We start from the raw sequence: 16,061 nt of genomic DNA, 5'->3' as shown, positions 1-16,061 counted from the left end.
TTACTCCATGCGCTCACGCCAGAAGAATTCGCGGCTCTGGTCGTCGAGCAGATGCATGACCGTATGAGCCGGAAGACCCTCCTCGACAACAAGCCGCTTGAACCACATGTGCTGCTCACCGTAGGACAGCTTTACCTTGTCGACCGGCTTGCCTGCGCGATCAAACACGCGATAGATCTCGCCGGACATGGCGCCGCGGTTCCCCTCGTTTGCGCAACGTAGCTGGACAATCTTGAAATCTCCCAGATAGATCTGCCTGAATGTGAGCGAAGTATCGACTTCGATCTCATCGGTCAGGCTCCCGAACCAGGTGACGCAGGCCGCAAAGAAGTCATCGAGCGTGTCATTGATCTCTTTACGTTCGCTGGTGCCGTTCATCCCTTTCATCCTTATGAAGTGAAGTTGGTGAAGTCTTCGGTGACTTCGAAGAGGTGATATATCGCCGTTTTTTGTTTAACTTGACCGCACCGCGCGCGCGTGTTGGCAGCGGTGGGAGGCGAGAGGCGCTCCATGAATGCCATCTCGAAGAGCATCTTTGACGTGCGCTACAGAATTCCACCGGAAGTGCTGCATGTTGTTTTCTTCCGGCGCGAGGAGTACTGGCGTGATACAACTGCAGGCATCGAGGACCAGATTCTGAGTCTCGTCGTGCGCCCCCGTGTGCTCGTCGACTGCAACCTGCTGGGCGGCACGGAGGTGTGGATCCTGCTGGACGGCTGCGGCCAGCGTGGAGAAACACCGTTCGATACAGTCTTTCGCATTCCGAAGAAACGAACAAACGGGCGTAGCATTCTCACGGTGTTGAACGTTTCTTTCGCCGACCCCACACGCATCTCATCGGTGGGTATCGCTGCGCTCAATCAGGCCAACACAATGCTGCAGGTTGGCAACGCTGTAGTGGATGCGATGGGAATGGTGCCGATCACGTCGACGGCACGCATCGAGTTGATCAGTGAGAACGTCGTGCTGGTGCGTGACGTGCTGACAGTACCGTCAAACTCGTACCTGCGTTGCATTGTGGCGAACGACGAGAACCTGAACAACATCCAGCTGCGCAGCTACCACGCGTTCTGCAAACTCGTTGAGTACGCGGTGAAGTCCTACGTCTACAACACCTACACGGTACAGCTCGACATTGGAGAACTGAGGGGCGGCCAAAATCTTGGCAAGATCAAGGAGATCATCGACAGTTACGCCGACGCGGAACAGAACTACGAAGACTACCTGAAGGAGAAGTGGGCCAAGATTGCAATCATGAACGATGGCGAGCGGTGGCTGAGAATCCTGCGCATGCAGATTGGCGGCCCGCGCTGATCTTGTCGCGACCTGCCTGGCAGTTCGCAAAGGAGACCCCTCGCCATAGGAGACCCAGGGCATGTATTCTTTGCCATTCATTTACGCGTTCGGAAGTTTCTGCCAGAACGCGCTGTATGCCGTTGGTGTGATCGCCGGATGCCATCTATTGCCTGGCATCCGGAGTCGCCGTAGTGGTTCTTCTGTGGATTCTGAGCGGCATTGCTATTGGCGGCGGGAGCCCTGTTGTTGCGATGTCGCCACTCGGGATTGGCCTGCCGCTGCGATTGGACAACATTCGACAAAATTTACGTCGAAAAGCAATTTGCGCCTGCGCACGTGCGCGCGCCTTACGGCTTACCAAAGTACTATCTATTAAAATTAAGTATTAATACTATGGAGAGCAGATACGAAGTATCTGCTCTCTTTTCTGTTAACAATAAGTACTTATCGCGCGCGTGCGCGCACGCGCGAAGCCGGGCGCGTAAATTCCAACCGTTGCGATATCCCGTGAGAGCCTCTTCGGGACGCTAATCGTGTGACGCGGTTTGCGTAACGGGAGAACTCATGGCTTCGTTGCTAAGAGCGGCACTGGAGGGCGAGCCGGGTTGCCCTCCGGAGGACGACAAGGAACTCATGGAACTGAAGGGGCCCTTGTCAGAAGTGTTTTCTCAGGCCCTCAATCAGGTCTATGCACGTCCCGATTCGCCACCAGTCGATTCCGGGGCTGCTGGCGCATCAGGCACAGGCGATTCGGAAGAGCCGGCTGCGCAGGTTGTGGAGCAGGGCAGTGGTGATAGGACAGGTGCAGGCGATGAACAGCCACATTCACCGTCACACGCACCGTCGCATGCGCTTGAATCTCAGGCCAACGATGCGCTCGCGCTTGCCCAGTTGATCAATAACGTGGAACTTGCCAGCACCGACGCGCAATCCGGCGCGGCGGGAACAATCGCAGGCACGACCGTCTATGGCGTGTCGGCTGCCGATGTGAAGCCCGAGGATATCGTCGAGGTCAGTCAGGATCTGGCTGAACGCGGCCAGCATGGCGCGGGCCCCGAGAATTACGTGGTCGTGATGGATGCGACGCAGCCTTCGGTGAACGGCAGCGACAACAGCAATCCGGAGCCACGCGTGGTTGAGCTGGGTCAGGCGCTCGAGACCCTGGTGCACGCCTATGGATCGAGGGTGTACCCATCGCTAGAAGCCTTCGCGAAAGACTGGATGGAGCGCCGGCAGCGCCGGCGCAGTGCGTGAGCCCACCCTGTTCGCCTTCCCCTGCTTTCCGGTTGTCTCGCGGCAGGTTTTCGCATGGAGCGCTCATGGCGAAAAACATCGAGGGCGTGTTTGCCGAGGCCTGCCACGACCTGGCGATCGACGCCGCCTTTGCACGCCGGATCAGCCAGTACCGGCATGCCTTCGTTTTCAAGAATCCCGATCACATCAAGTTCTTTGGCGGCAACCTCACGGGGGTGGAGGTCGTGCGCTTTACCGACGATGACCGCGACAGGTGGTTCGAGGAGATACTGAAGGTGGAAGAGGGCGTGCTGGCCCAGGAGCTGGTCGCACTGCCGACGGTGAATCCGACCTTCAAGGTCTCCAGCGACACGATGAACCTGTCATGCGCGTGGCTGATGCATACGCTGTATGTGGGGCCCAAGCTCAACGACGCACAGAAGCAGGCGGCGATGATGGACGTCGGTCTCGTGCTGCAATACAAATTTCTGACCTCGCGCCTGTTCCGCCACTTCCGTTATCCGGCGGATCGCTCGACGGCCGAAGCCACCTACGCGCTGCTCTCAGGCAAGTTCGCGATCAAACAGTACGGCACGTGGAATGCCGTGCTCGGGCAGCGCACGCGTGATCTGATTTCGCCCCAGGGGCTGCACTTCAAGGCCATCTCCCGGATGGACAATGACCTTGAGGTGATCTACCTGCTCAATGATACGCAGAGTCGCATCCGCGACATGCTCAAGAACATCTACGATGTGTTCCTGCAGGTCCACCACCAGGGCATGCGGATCCAGTCGAGCTCAGCCCTCGTCGACTATGATGGCGAGGTAGTGCTCAAGGATCGCAGCCGGAACCTGCTCGCCTACACGCGTTACCTGCAGTCGATCGTTACGGACCGGCACTCCTTCATCAAGGAAGAGCTCGTGGAGCTGATCTGCAAGCTGATGTACACGACGCCGCCGCGCCTGTTCCGGCAGACGCTTGAATGGATCTCGGACAACTACCGGCAGGCACGCGCAAAGCGCGTTGGCGAGCTGCTCGACGAGACACTGATCCATAGCTTCGATTACCTTGCTGAGGAACGGACCATGGTGCGCAACCATGTCGACCTGCCGACGCTGCTGGCAAGGCTGCGCGGTGTCTATACGTCGTCGAGGAGTATCGACCCGGCGCTTTTCTCGCTGAGGGAAAAAGCAGAGTGGTGTGTGAAGCAGGCGACCGGAAACCGCAACGAAAGCGTGATTGCGTCAGTGCGGACGGCGGTGCTGCTCTACATCGTGATTCGCACGATGACAATGCGGCACTACACTGGCACCTAAAGCCCACAATATGCCGACACGCCAGACCATGCTTCCAGCTGTTGTGAGTCTTTGTCTTTTCCCTGCAGTCAGCGCCAAGCCGCACGTGGGGGTACGTCTTCCGCAGCAGCAAAGGTGGATAGATTCATTGTCGGCATCGTGGCGGCATTCCGTCTCAGCTTTTTTCCACGAAGGACTGTCCCGCGACAGTCAGATGGTCAAAGTGGATGCCAATGGCCTCTGCGCGCCCGACAATCAGTCGTTCATTGATCAAGAGCCTAAGGTGGTCATCAATCTGCTGGCCGTTGTACCCATCGATGCGGAAGCCGCCCGGAACTGCGACTTCTTCATAATGCGGCTGGACCAGCACCAAGGTGTCGCCGGGCTGCTTTGACGCTTCGATCCCTCGCAGGTAGACAAGTAGTTCACGAACAAGATGTGCGTCTCGCTTCATTTCATTTTTCTCACGTCAGTTTGAGCATTCGGTCTATGACCCGCTTCATCGGGCTGTTCGCCCTCGTGGCGCGCCTGAAGCGTGTGCGCATATTCTAGCAACTGCTTGACTTCTTCAACCGTGCGCGCTTCGGCCTCGATGTCACCGACCTTCAGCCGCACCTTGCGGCCGGAGCGTCCTTGTACCCACACGGTGATCGCGGCGGTCAGAGCAGAAAGGGCTGCAGGACCGAGGTACTGGATCGCGGGAATCGTGTACTGGGCGAGCGGATATCCCTGTGCTGCAACAGAGTCGAAAGTCATCGCCCACTGGCGATAGTCGACGCCTGCAGAACGCAGCGCTGAAGCGAATGTACGCAGTTCGGACTGGAAGGTCGTATCGCGTTCGGGTGGATCATCAGGGGCCCGCTTCAGACGGATCTCAATCTCTGGCTGCAGTGGATTGCTGTGCGAGCTCACGTATTTTCCCTTCCCCGACATGAGATAAATGGCGCTTAGATGCCAGTTCAAAAAGCCTGCGCTGAAATCCTAAAGATACTCTGACAAACGAGGGAGCAGCAGAGTTCGAGAGTGAATATTTTTCACGTTCTCCACAAGTTACAACCAGAACCTCGTGAGCGGAAGCCAGGGTGCGTCGTTGCTGATATCAGGATTTCGCGCATGCGTAATCCATGACCTTTTCCTGCATGGAGTCAGGTGAGACCGTGTTGAATTCATCGGGGTATTCCGGGGAGACGTCGACTTGGCCAGATTGTGGCCCATATGTTGTTGTCAAGCCCATGGCCCATGTTTTGTGTGTGCAGTCAAACAACCATAGCGAAACCTGACTTTTCACCGGAAAGGAGTGCATCGGGTATGGTTGCGGATCACCGAAGACGTCTTTGACCCGAATCTGCACATTGCCCTTGTGGCGAACAAGGGTAGATGGGTCTACATAGATACTTGTGAGTTCGTCGTTCTCGAGCGCGATCCAGCTCCCTGCGTACGCTCCACTTACTGAAAAAGCAAGCAACGCCCCGGCGAACAAGCGTTTTTTCATTTTTGTTCCTTGAATCTTGCCGGGGAATTCCGGTAACTCAATTCTACAATTTTCGCTGGCCCGGTACTCGCGTGCTTTGGGCCACGTAGCACTACAGTTATAGAACCAGCCTTCGTGCCCCCACGAAATGTTCTTGCCAGTAGGCTTGTCCGAGATCTTCCACCCTCACCCGGCCACCTCGGGACGGAGCATGAATGAATCGTCCCCGGCCGAGATAGATCCCAACGTGCGAAAACCTTCCCCCACGCGTATCAAAGAAAACGAGATCGCCCATACGGAGGTCGCCCTCCGAAACGGTCTGCCCCTCCGCTGCCATGCTTGCTGCCGTTCGGCCGACATGCAGGCTATCCGCCTTGCGAAGCACGTAGCGCACGAAGCCGCTGCAATCGAAGCCGGATTGGGGGCTGCTTCCGCCATAGCGGTAGCGGATACCCACGAGGCTCAGCGCCTCCGACTGGAGGCGCTCGAGCGCGGAATGCGTTTCAGGCACACCCTGTACTTCCGTGCTGGGCGTCTCGTCGGGAGCCGGTTGATCGGACGTTTGCGCATGCGCGGCAGCCGGAATCGCAACCATTGCGGCGAAACTGACACTGATTGCGAGCGCTTTGCGAGCAAGCGCAAAGCGCCTGCGAACTCCAGTAACTTTGTTGACCATCAGTAAATTCCGCGGGGCGGGCCATACCCGTCCCGCTTATGACTCCAGGGGTTGCCTGTTGCGCAAAAGTGAGCCGGTCAGCGTGCGGCCGCGCCTGCAAGCGCAATAGAGGGCGATACCCGCAGCGGCAAAATAGCTGGCGAGACGCTCATCAAACGTTTCTGTCGTGCTGAACTGCCCATAGTGCGCGTGGGATTCAGCAAAGACGAGAAAGGTCAGGACCGCGTCTAGGATCGCTGCGAAGATGATGAACACGGCGAACGCGAGATAGCCGTCCGCGTTTGTACCGGGCCACATCTGGTTGACCACGTAGCAGGTGCCCAGCAGCGTGGCGAGGATGAGCAGATTCAGGGCGAGCGTAAGCAGAAAGTTCGACACGGCGAGGTGACCTATGCGGGTAAGCAGGCGGTGTGCATCAATCCGTTTGCCCTGAAAAAACGCAACCCTCGTCGAAGAGAGCGGCGCCGAGTCGGAGAGCTACCAATGCAACCTGTCTTGATAGCTGGGCCGAAATATGACCCATGACAATGTTAACCGCTCTCTCGAAAGTGAACTGTCAAGTAGTGTCAGATAGCCTGACAAAGCGATGTCTAGCCGCAGTCGGTGATGGATAATCCGTGCGCGCGTTGTAAGCTGGTTGTTCGGGAGCGGCGCGCGCATTTGATTAACATCAACACATCGATCATGAAAAAAATCTCTATCGCGCTGCTCGCTTCGTTCTTCGTGGCAGGTGCCGCAATGGCACAAACGCCCAACAACGGCATTGTCACGACCCATGACGCCAATGTCGCTGCCCAGATTGAGCAACATGCGCGTGACGTTCAGGCGCAACCCCAGGTTGTTGAGCATGACGCGCCGGTAGCCAACGATAGCGCGCCGCACAAGGGCACTCATCATCACCATCATCACGGCAAGCACCACGCGCAGCCGAAGCAGGATCAGGCTGCCGAGTAAGCCCGGTAGTGTGAACCTTGCGGCATATCGGCAGACGGGCCTTCTTCGGCCCGTCTGCCGTAAAGGCCGTTCTACCAGCCGCCGCGCTTGAGCGTGTGTACCACCGTGCCGGGCGGCGTATCGCTGAAGAACCCCTGAGGCGGCGGCCCAACGGTCTCCGCGAGTGGCGCAGCCTGGCGCTGACGTCGTCGATCCCGTTTTCTCTCCTTGGCCTGATTGATCAGCGTGTCCATGCTGAAAATCTCGCCTTCCTCCAGCACAATCCTGCGATCCAGCAAGCGCATCTGATGCTCGATGCGTGTGGCGACCCACTCATTGGGCTCGCGTGAAAGTTCATCGGCAAGACGCCTGATTTCGTCCTGAATCGCCAGTTGCTCGCTGCGCCGCTCGCGATCGGCCCGGGCTTCAGGACCTCCCGCATTCAGTGCTGCGCCGATGCGGCGGTCATCGATGCCGTAGAAAGATAGCAGCTTGCCGCGCGTGAGCAGCCAGTGCGCGAGTAGCCACCCGATCACCATATCGTCGTGCAGCCCTTCCTCGTGATCGATGCGGCCGTTGCGTGTCGTCAGGTGCGCAATCTGTTCGATCAGCACCGCGTCGTAGGTAAGGACGCCGGCGCGCCTGGCCGCGAGCTGCAGCGAGGCCGAGTAGAGCTCGCTGCGCGCATAGGTGCCACCTCCCGAAGTTGTAAAGCCAAACGCCTTCTTGTAGCGCGTGTAGATGTCGGTCGGGCGACGTCCCATCGGCACCTGGATTTCATGAAAGCGCGCCGGAACCTCGTCATACTCCTGGACAATGCGGTTAAAGAGTCGCCGGAAGGGATCGATGCCGTGGCCCGGCAGCATGTACAGCAGGTAGTCGATCAATGCCTGCCCGAGACTGCGGTTTTCGATGACGAGCGTGGTGGTGTCCCAGCGGATGAGCCACTGGGCTACCCAGCCGCAGAAGAGCAGGATGTTGGTCTCGTTATAGGTGCCGGCGGCCACCAGCTCGAGCGTATCGATATCGACGGCGACGAGCGAGATGTCGTCGCCGCCGGAGGCATTCGACGGATCTAACCCGATGACGAAGCGGCCACGGCGCATTCTCGGTTCGATCTCGCGCTCGTCCACATACCAGCGTGTGATGTAGCCCTCCTTGCTGATCTCCGTGTGTTTCGGTTCCCGCCGGCTTCTGACGATCAGCTCAAGAACCTCGCGCCGTAGCGGATGGGTCTGAGTGCCTGAGGTCCACATGTTGAAGAAGTCGCGGTTCGCATCGTCGCCGCTGACGGCCGCTTCCTCGATCTTTTCTCTCAGCCATTCATCGGTCTTGCCGAGCTGCCGGTGATTGAACGTGATGTTCACCCGGTAGACGCTGCGCCGGCTGCCGTCTGGCGTTTTTTCCCCGTGGGACGATTTGCGCACGAGCTGCTCGAGCGCAGCGGCGTTTTCCGCGTCGTAGAACTTTTCGGTCCACGGCGCAGCGCTGCCCTGCATCCGGTAGATGAAGGCGCCGTCCCGATCGTCGATCCGTCCCGCGGTGTTGGTGAAGATCACGCCGTAGGGCGAGCCGTTGGCGCGCGCGGCGTCGACTGCGGCATTGCGTGCGGCCAGCGCTGCCGGTACCGCGATGCTGATGTTCGGCTGGAACGGTCCCTCATCGATCTGGACCACGGGCGTCGTGAGCCCGCGGCCGACCTTGTAGGCGGCTTTCTCGGAGCCCTGCGGCACATGCGTCTTGTACTTGTTGCCAAGGCGGTTGATCGTGATCTCTTCGCCGTTGTGCGTATCCTGGCGGGTGCGCTGCTGCAGGTAGGGCGGGAGCTCGTCGCTGATCTTCCTCACGCGGTCGACATTCGTGCGACGCAGAACCTCGTCCTTGGTGAGCAGGTTCAGCTCCGTATTCACGCAGATGAAATTCAGCAGCAGCACCATGAGCGAGTCGACCGCCACCGACTTGCCCGTCTGCCGGATCATCATCAGGAAAATCATCAGGTGATTGAAGAAGCACCAGATGAGCGCGATATTGCCGCGGTTGGCCTGGAAGGGCACGGCGTCGGTGCTGCCGCTCACCGGAATGCGGCATACCTCCCGGAAGAAATAGAAGGGATTTGTCTTGCACTCGACCGCGATCGCGGCCATCTGGTCGAGCGTGAGATCGGTGGCGAAGGGATCCACGCCCTGCAGATCGGGGTTGATGAGGGCGAGGAGAAATGCGTTATTGCGCACCGACATCCGCCGGTAGATAGCGGCCAGCCTGACAAAGCTCTCGTTGGAGGTTTCGGTATCAATGATGGCCCGCGGGTATTGCCTGAAGTCATCGAGAAACAGGATCATCCTGGCCTCCCTCAGGGAGGTACCGTTATGCGAGCACGATGCGGCCGTTATCTTGGCCGCTACGTAGCAGCTACGTGCCTGGATAGCGCACCGGCAGGCCGCAAATGCTCAGTTGCAGGTCGTTCGTCGTGGTGCGCATGAAGAACGTGACATAGAGCGTGCTGTCGTCCGGAATCGTTACGGCCGTATTGAAGGTCGACGCCCATTGCGAAATCGGGCACACAATGGGTGCGCTGCCGTCGGGCATCTGGATGGCGAAGTGCGTCGGCACGGGCAACTGGGCCTCGGTGGCCGGGTCGGTGAGTGGGAGGGTGTTGTAGTACAGGGCCTGCAGCCAGTCGGACTGCTTCTTGCAGCCGCTGGCGATATTGATGGTGTACTGGTTGGCCTGAACCTCATTGACCGCAGCTACATTGCCGGGCCCATAGGGTGGCATCTGCCCAGGCTCAAACTGGATCTGCCAAGGGGAATCCTGCGTGCCGGGCCCAAGAAGCGTGATGGCCACCGTTGCACTGAAGAGGTAGTTCGTGAAGGTCGGGTCCACCTTGTTCAGCTGCACCTGCGCATTGATGTCCTGCTGCACGCCGTACTGCAGTGGCTGGAATGCGGGGAAGGCCGGCGAGAACTGCACCAGGCTCGTGACGTTCCACCACGTGCTGCGATCGAGGTTGTAGAGAAACCAGTCGAGCCGGTAGCCCGTGATACCGTCACGCCACACCGGGAAGGCAAAGAGCTTGAGCGCGTAGGCACCTGCGGAGTTGATGGAAGTCATGCGGTAGGCGCGCGTGATGAAGCCCACCTGGTCGACCGAGTTCGCGTTGAAGACCGCTTCGTCGCTCGAGAGGTTGTATTTGAGCACCACATCGAATGACTGCCCAACGATCGTCGATACGAAGGCGTTAAAACCGAGTATCTGGAACTTCGTACCATCGACCGGCAGCATGGCGCTCGTGCCATCGCTATACCGCACGATCCCCATGAGGTTCAGGTTCGAGAGGATCACGTTGATCGGGAACTGGATGAGCGTCGGGTCAGAGCTTGAAAGGAACGGTGTCCTCAACTCGATCCCGACGACATACTTGATGCCTGAGTCCGCGAGACGGATGCAGCCGGTGTTCTGGATCAGCAGTTGCCGGATCGAGACCACCGCGCCCGTCGATGAATAGGCAACAGCCGTCACCGGCGTGGCATTGGCGAGACGCACGTTCGTGTAGCAGACCGGAACGCCTGAAACCGTGCCGGTCGAGCCATCGGGAAACTGGACGGTGACGGGCACGAGTGCGATCGCCTGTGAAACGAGTTTGCCAGACTGGTCGTAATAGCCGCTGATGCAGTTCTCGTTGGTCGTGAAGTCCGATCCCGTGAACAGCTTGACGGAGACAGAGGTGGCCGCGCAAATTCGGACAGTCGGATAAGTGGTTTGGCCGGGGCCTGAGCCAGCGATAATGCTGGCAAAGGAACCGAGGAAATGACGAAGAGAACCCGACGGACGCACTCAGCGGCGTTCAAAGCGAAAGTGGCACTGGCAGCGGTCAAAGGTGAGCGCACGCTGGCCGAACTGGCACAGCAGTTTGATGTACATCCGAACCAGATCACGGAATGGAAGCGGCAGTTGCAGGAGCGTGCGGCAGACGTGTTTGGTGCGACAGGTGCACCGTCGAGCGATCCGCCGGTGGACGTGAAAACGCTGCACGCGAAGATCGGGCAGTTGACGCTGGAGAACGATTTTTTGTCAGGAGCGCTCGGCAAAGCCGGACTGCTGAGCGCAAAGCGATGATTGACTGTACGCATGCGCTGCCGGTTTCGCGACAGACGCGACTGGTTGGCATCGCGAGATCGAGCGCATATTACCGGGCGCAGCCGGTCAGCGAGGTCGATCAGTTGCTGATGCGGCGAATCGACGAACTGCACATGGAGTTCCCATTTGCAGGGGCGCGGATGCTGGCGCGCCTGTTGCGCCGGGAAGGCCATGAGGTGGGTCGCCGTCGCGTACGCACGCTGATGAAGCGCATGGGCGTCGAGGCGCTGTACTGCAAGCCGAACACGAGCCGCCGCAACGCGCAGCACAAGATCTGGCCGTACCTGCTGCGCGGCATGAAGATCGAGCGTGCCAATCAGGTGTTCGCCCTCGACACGACGTACATTCCGATGGCGCGCGGCTTCGTGTACCTGACGGCAGTGGTGGACTGGGCGAGCCGCAAGATTCTCGCGTACCGGGTCGCCATCACGCTGGAAGCCACGCACGCCGTCGAGGCGCTGGAAGAGGCGTTCGCCCGCTACGGACTGCCCGACATCGTGAACACCGATCAGGGTAGCCAGTTCACGGCGGGCGCGTTCACCGAGGCGGTGCTGAGCCGGGGCGTGCGGCTGTCGATGGACGGCAAAGGGGCCTGGCGCGACAACGTGTTCGTCGAACGGGTGTGGCGCAGCATCAAGTACGAAGAGGTCTACCTGAAAGCGTACGAGTCGGTCAGCCATGCCCGGCGCTCCATCGGCGAATACGTCGAGCTGTACAACCGGAAACGGCCCCATTCGAGCCTGGCGGATCAGACCCCGGATGAGGCATACTTCGCGACGCTGCCTGCGATCAAATCGGCAGCATGATTGCCTCGGACGTTCCACTTAAAAATCTCAGATGACTGTCCGAACGAGTGAGGCCACCTCTGACCACGTCGGGTCCGGGGTACCAGAGCCTGCCGTCTACCGCGAGGATGAAGGGGATGACGCTGGTGTCGAGATACACCCGAAACGTGTCGGCCATCGTTCCGGGACCGACACCCTGCAGGAGATCCCCCTCGGTCATGGCCTCGTTGGGCGTGGTGGTGAGGGGTACCAGCGTCGGCACATAGGTGATCGGATCGATCAGTGTTACGCGCCACCACTCATTGATTGTGTAATCGCAGACGTAGTCATTGACCTTGGGAATGTACTTGTTGGTGCCCGCGGCACCGAGCCAGAGATTCTGGTAGGCCCAGATCTGCCACAGGCTGTTGTCAGGGCTTCTGATTGGTACGCCGCCGTCGGTGCCGGTTGGCAGCTCGACGGTGCCACCGATGTTGCCAGATGCGATATCGGCCATACAGGCCTCCAACGTCAATCAACCACCGATCGCGCTTTGGCCCGTCAGATCGGCAATCGAGACGTAGTTGTTCAGCAATACCTGGTTGTTCAGGTAGATCCGGATGACGTTGTTGACGAAGTTGTACGCATAGATATCGAGCGCAATGGTGACGTCCAGGTTGTGCGGAACGATCATCACAAAGCGCGGATCCTGCGCATTGGCAGGCTGCGTAGGGTCAAACGCCAGCAGGTACTCATAGGGTTGACAGACCTCGCGCACGAAGTCGTCGTTGTAGAAGGACTGGAAGGGCGTTTCGTCGATGATGCCGAGCACCAGGTCGTAAATGATCTTGCAGCAGAAGGGGCTGAAAAGCGGATAGAGCGCGTTGATGACATCGGGACCGCTCGCCTCGGGCAGCGGATAGTAGAGCGTCATGTAATCCTCGACCGCGCGGTCGATGGCGAGCGCCTTGTCGAAGTAGGTGCCTGTATCCTCATTCGTGACACCGAGCATCGGTACAACAATCTTCTGCACCTGATAGGGCAGCCCGTTGATGGGCAACGGCGAGAGGATGTTCGCATCGTCCTCCGCAAACTTCAGGGCAGATTTTGGAAAGACACCTCCACCCACCACGATGCGCGTGACATCATCGTCGCGGATGTTGTAGCGGTTATTGTTCGAGAGCAGGCCGTACTGGACCCACCCGACATCGCGGTGTGAAGGGATGGTCAGATCGCTGTTGCAGAAGCCCGTCCAGCGCAGCGTAATCTGCTGCTGCCTGTCCTGCGGAAACGAGAGCGCCGACGTATTGTTGATCATGATCGTCGGAAAGCGCAGCACGTAGTCCAGATCCTGGATCATGGAGCGGCCATTGACGAACACGTCCAGCTGGCCCATCGGGATCTGCATGTTAAAGAGCTGCAGAACGTAATTCAGGATCCCCTGCTGCTGGAGCTCGATAGGCAGATAGCCTTCCTGAGGCTGGATGTAGAGCGTGTACGCAAGCATCGTGCGGTTGCTTCTCACGCACGTAAAGGTCTTCGTGGTATCGATGAGCCAGGTCAGGATGCCGTCATGAATCGCGTACTGGCTGCTGCCGGTGACGTCCGTCCAGTTGAAAAGCGGCTGGCCGGTGAGCGAGGCGATGTCGCACGAGTACATCCGGTAGTCGAGGCGCTCATCGACGACCTGCGACGCCTGACCGTACGTGTCGTCGAGCAGCTGTGCGGCGGAGCCGTAGAGCACCTCGACGAGCGTGCACGTGCTGTTCTGGCAGACATAGACCCCACCGCTCGTGTGCGGGTAAAACCCAAGCAGCGTGCCGTTGGCGTCGTATTCCCACGCGGTGACATTGCTCTGCAGGTTGTAGGGGAGGCTGACGATCAGCTGTCCCGACTCGGGTACAGGAATGAGCGGGCTCAATCCGACCAGGCGGCTTGTCGCGTTGTAGCCGTACGCATCCTCGACCGTCTGGCAATCGAACATGCTGTCACCGTTTTGACCACCGCCTGGGCCACCACAGGCGCCCATGATCTGGGTGTAGGGCGACGCTTCGAGCGTGGCTGCCTGCCAGTTTTCGAGCGTGGCGTTCACGCCCGCCATGGCGCTGACGATCTGCGTGTCGCTGAGCTTGTAGAGTTCGAAGATGCGGTTGTTCTCGTAGACGAGCGGCCGCTCGAGCCCCGCGCGGCGGATGTGAAGGCGGAGGGTGACGTTCGCTTCCGAATCCCAGTTGTCGCGATCCGCGAGATAGCCGGCGACATAGGCGGTTGGCAGCGCATAGTCGCGATGCGTGACGTTGCGGATCGCGTCTGTCTCGTTGTGATGGTAGAAGACGCCCTGAGTAAGACCGGAGGGCAGCGTATAGATCAGCCAGACGTCGATGTCGTCCTCGTAATCGATGGCGTTGCGGCCGCGCTTGTTGTAGTGAAGCAGGTACTTGTACTTGCTGTCGAGGGTGCTGTTGAACACTGGCAGGCTCGTGAGCGCGAAATCGACCACGCGGTAGACCGAACTGTCGTAGACATACTCGAGCACGTCGCCAGGCTTCGCGGTGACGACGTTGATGGCATCCACCTTGAAACCATTGACCAAGCAGTACACGGCGCCCGGCTGTGCCTGGAGTGCGGTAACGGTGTTCTGGATGGGCAGGATGTCGGTCTTGAGCTTCGGGACGATGCCACCAGTCTGGATGTAATTCCGTGTTGTGCCGGAGGTAGCGCGCGGGCTCTGGAAAAAGGCGTTGCTGTACAGCCGCAGGCACAAGGGCTCACTGTCCAGGTTGATGTCGATGGTGGGCTGGAACTGCACGGCGACGACGATGTTGTGGTCGCGCGTGATCATGAAGTACGACTGGAAGCGCGGCAGCTGGATGCCTGAGTTGACGTACAGGTCGACGATCAGGTTCAGCCGGTTCATGGCAACTGAAAACGGCGTCCACGTTCTGGCCCACGACAGCAGGCCCAGCAGGAAAGGGCTGATCTGTCCGATCTGGTAAATGTGATATGCGGTGTTGGCGACCGGCAGGCGGTACTGGGACCAGTCGATCTGCACGCTGTTGACGATCCCGCCATTGGGCGTCAGCCGGGCAGGCTGGAGGATGGCCTGCCGGTCCTGGGTGGGCGCACACCAGACATTGCGCAGTGCGTTGTCGACGAGATAGTCATACATGCTCGAATCCCGGATGAAGGGTGCGCCGCGGATGGGGCCAACGCGGCGTCATTGACGCCGCACAGTACGCTGGAGGGAGTCAGCGCGGGGCGCGGTCGGCCAGTTGCGCGAGATTAAGTACGGCGCGCAGGAAGAGCTGGTTGGGCTCCTTGTGGGCCTGACGCTCGACCATGCGTGCGAGGCCTGAGTTGCGCCAGGTGCGTTCGATATGCGCTGCTGCAAGCAGTGCCAGCCAGGTGGGTGGATGCTCGAGCGCCACGGCCAGCATTTCGGCGGCATTGATGCCGAACCACGTGCCCTTGATGATGCTGATCAGGATGCCGGGGTTGAGCTCGCGCAGCCTCACGCTTCCGGTCGCCTCCGCTGCGCTCGCGCACAGGCCGGGAATACCGGATATCTCGTGCTGGTGTTTCTCGAGCAGCGTCATGACCTCTTCACCGGGGCAGCGCAACGCGCGCGAAACCTGCATCACCATCCGGGTGCGCTGATGCGCGTCTGGATGTGCCCCCGGGCTCCCGTCATCGGAAAAGAGCGAAAGATAGTGAATGGCCGACAGGATGGCCAGATCCAGCTGCTCGCGCGGATCGAGCGCAAAGCGCCGCGCCACGTTTTCGCTGATCCAGCCCGCAAAGAGGCTCATCGCGACGGGTGAGACGTCGCGCAGCAACGCCGGGTCATCGTTGACCCAGATGTCGTTCAGCTGTGCCCGGCGTCGTTGCAATCCGTATTCGGTCTCGTTGCGGATGACGAACTCGCCGCTGATCCTGTCAAAGGCGCCAAACGGGCGCGCGTCAAAGACGATAGTCCTGCCGTGGTCATGTTCGATAAGCCATGGGTGGGCGAATTCGGGCACCGCATCCGCGAGCGGCTGCCCACCATGCACCTCGAGTATCGTCGCTGCCTCATTCGCTGGTGCTAGCGCTCCAGCGAGCAGCGCCGCCTTCAGTCCTGACTCCAGCCTGTCCAGTACGTAGCCACTGCATTGCGTGGTGTCGTACGCCGTCGCATAGCGTTTCATGCTCTGCAGCCCCGTCCAGATGATGCGGCCCGCGTGAACAGGTCGGTCGCATCGCGTGAGTTACTGAGG

The 16,061-nt window shown here is 59.5% G+C and carries 16 protein-coding genes; 5 read left to right on the top strand and 11 right to left on the bottom strand.

Translation table 11 applies throughout. The features are described from left to right. Positions 1–378 carry a hypothetical protein gene (locus tag L0U80_RS30735; RefSeq protein ID WP_233875037.1) on the bottom strand — a complete coding sequence of 126 codons (378 nt, stop codon included), beginning with the start codon at positions 376–378 and terminating at the stop codon, positions 1–3. Between the two features lie 132 nt (positions 379–510). Here L0U80_RS30735 and L0U80_RS30730 point away from each other — a divergent pair, with 132 nt between their 5' ends. From L0U80_RS30730 to L0U80_RS30720, 3 genes are all read left to right on the top strand, one after another. After that, a complete protein-coding gene (locus L0U80_RS30730) occupies positions 511–1,314 on the top strand; it encodes a DUF7484 family protein (protein WP_233875035.1) in 804 nt (267 codons plus the stop codon). A 546-nt stretch (positions 1,315–1,860) separates the two neighbouring features. Continuing rightward, a complete protein-coding gene (locus tag L0U80_RS30725) occupies positions 1,861–2,550 on the top strand; it encodes a hypothetical protein (RefSeq protein ID WP_233875034.1) in 690 nt (229 codons plus the stop codon). Positions 2,551–2,615: 65 nt separating this feature from the next. After that, on the top strand, positions 2,616–3,845 hold the full coding sequence (locus L0U80_RS30720; protein ID WP_233875033.1) for a DUF8549 family protein: 1,230 nt from the start codon (positions 2,616–2,618) through the stop codon (positions 3,843–3,845). Between the two features lie 154 nt (positions 3,846–3,999). Here L0U80_RS30720 and L0U80_RS30715 read toward each other — a convergent pair whose 3' ends face one another. From L0U80_RS30715 to L0U80_RS30695, 5 genes are all read right to left on the bottom strand, one after another. Then, a complete protein-coding gene (locus L0U80_RS30715; RefSeq protein ID WP_233875032.1) occupies positions 4,000–4,278 on the bottom strand; it encodes a hypothetical protein in 279 nt (92 codons plus the stop codon). Beyond that, positions 4,275–4,736, bottom strand: a complete 462-nt coding sequence (locus L0U80_RS30710; protein ID WP_233875031.1) for a hypothetical protein — start codon at positions 4,734–4,736, stop codon at positions 4,275–4,277. The genes L0U80_RS30715 and L0U80_RS30710 overlap by 4 nt, the downstream gene beginning before the upstream one ends. A gap of 187 nt (positions 4,737–4,923) precedes the next feature. Beyond that, positions 4,924–5,316: a surface-adhesin E family protein gene (locus L0U80_RS30705; protein ID WP_233875030.1), complete on the bottom strand. Its 393-nt coding sequence runs from the start codon at positions 5,314–5,316 to the stop codon at positions 4,924–4,926. Positions 5,317–5,413: 97 nt separating this feature from the next. Next, a complete protein-coding gene (locus tag L0U80_RS30700) occupies positions 5,414–5,971 on the bottom strand; it encodes a C40 family peptidase (RefSeq protein ID WP_233875028.1) in 558 nt (185 codons plus the stop codon). 36 nt (positions 5,972–6,007) lie between these two features. After that, positions 6,008–6,349 carry a hypothetical protein gene (locus L0U80_RS30695; protein WP_233875027.1) on the bottom strand — a complete coding sequence of 114 codons (342 nt, stop codon included), beginning with the start codon at positions 6,347–6,349 and terminating at the stop codon, positions 6,008–6,010. Between the two features lie 228 nt (positions 6,350–6,577). Between L0U80_RS30695 and L0U80_RS30690 the strand changes: the two genes are divergently transcribed. Then, on the top strand, positions 6,578–6,925 hold the full coding sequence (locus L0U80_RS30690; protein WP_233875026.1) for a hypothetical protein: 348 nt from the start codon (positions 6,578–6,580) through the stop codon (positions 6,923–6,925). A 71-nt stretch (positions 6,926–6,996) separates the two neighbouring features. Here the strand turns inward: L0U80_RS30690 and L0U80_RS30685 are convergent, their stop codons facing one another. Together L0U80_RS30685 and L0U80_RS30680 are read right to left on the bottom strand one after the other, a co-directional pair. After that, positions 6,997–9,243, bottom strand: a complete 2,247-nt coding sequence (locus L0U80_RS30685; RefSeq protein WP_233875025.1) for a terminase large subunit — start codon at positions 9,241–9,243, stop codon at positions 6,997–6,999. A 70-nt stretch (positions 9,244–9,313) separates the two neighbouring features. Beyond that, entirely contained in the window at positions 9,314–10,519 is a 1,206-nt protein-coding gene (locus tag L0U80_RS30680; protein ID WP_233875024.1) for a hypothetical protein, read from the bottom strand. A 192-nt stretch (positions 10,520–10,711) separates the two neighbouring features. Here L0U80_RS30680 and L0U80_RS30675 point away from each other — a divergent pair. Continuing rightward, positions 10,712–11,847, top strand: a protein-coding gene (locus L0U80_RS30675) for an IS3 family transposase (RefSeq protein WP_373322092.1) whose coding sequence is annotated in 2 segments (ribosomal slippage) — positions 10,712–10,967 and positions 10,967–11,847 — 1,137 coding nt in all. Because the reading frame shifts where the segments join, the coding sequence is not laid out codon by codon here. Here L0U80_RS30675 and L0U80_RS30670 read toward each other — a convergent pair. The 3 genes from L0U80_RS30670 to L0U80_RS30660 form a co-directional block, all read right to left on the bottom strand. Further along, positions 11,831–12,322 carry a hypothetical protein gene (locus L0U80_RS30670; protein WP_233875023.1) on the bottom strand — a complete coding sequence of 164 codons (492 nt, stop codon included), beginning with the start codon at positions 12,320–12,322 and terminating at the stop codon, positions 11,831–11,833. The genes L0U80_RS30675 and L0U80_RS30670 overlap by 17 nt on opposite strands. Positions 12,323–12,340: 18 nt before the next feature. After that, on the bottom strand, positions 12,341–14,974 hold the full coding sequence (locus L0U80_RS30665) for a DUF7193 family protein (RefSeq protein ID WP_233875022.1): 2,634 nt from the start codon (positions 14,972–14,974) through the stop codon (positions 12,341–12,343). A gap of 79 nt (positions 14,975–15,053) precedes the next feature. Beyond that, positions 15,054–15,992, bottom strand: a complete 939-nt coding sequence (locus L0U80_RS30660; protein ID WP_233875021.1) for a hypothetical protein — start codon at positions 15,990–15,992, stop codon at positions 15,054–15,056. Positions 15,993–16,061: the final 69 nt, after the last annotated feature.

Source organism: Paraburkholderia adhaesiva (assembly GCF_021390575.1).
In the GTDB taxonomy this organism is placed as follows: Bacteria; Pseudomonadota; Gammaproteobacteria; order Burkholderiales; family Burkholderiaceae; genus Paraburkholderia; species Paraburkholderia adhaesiva.
Note: the sequence above shows the minus strand (reverse complement) of the source record. Positions and strands in the feature narration are given on the sequence as shown.